The organism is Cupriavidus sp. SIMBA_020 (assembly GCF_046535395.1).
Taxonomy (GTDB): Bacteria; Pseudomonadota; Gammaproteobacteria; order Burkholderiales; family Burkholderiaceae; genus Cupriavidus; species Cupriavidus campinensis.
Window position 1 is genome coordinate 1 of sequence record NZ_JAWRWU010001280.1, and the last position, 249, is coordinate 249.

Here is a 249-nt window from a genome sequence, read left to right on the forward strand (position 1 = left end):
GCGTCGCCGCCCAGCTGAACGCCGAGACGCTTGAAGAACTCGCCGGCGAGCTTGCGCGCCGCGCCGTCGACCAGACGCGAGCCGATCTGCGCGAGCTTGCCGCCGACCTGCGCGCTCGCCGTGTATTCGAGCCGGGTCGCCTCGTCGCCCTCGGGCGCGAGCGTGACGCGCGTGGTGCCCTTGCCGAAGCCCGCCGCGCCGCCCTGACCTTCGAACACGATGGTGTACGTGTTCGGCGCCTCGATATCG

1 protein-coding gene is annotated in these 249 nt (G+C 71.9%); it reads right to left on the reverse strand.

What is annotated here, in order from left to right:
- Positions 1-249: SRPBCC domain-containing protein (locus SB751_RS33630; RefSeq protein ID WP_410749448.1), on the reverse strand; the 249-nt coding region annotated here is incomplete at both ends.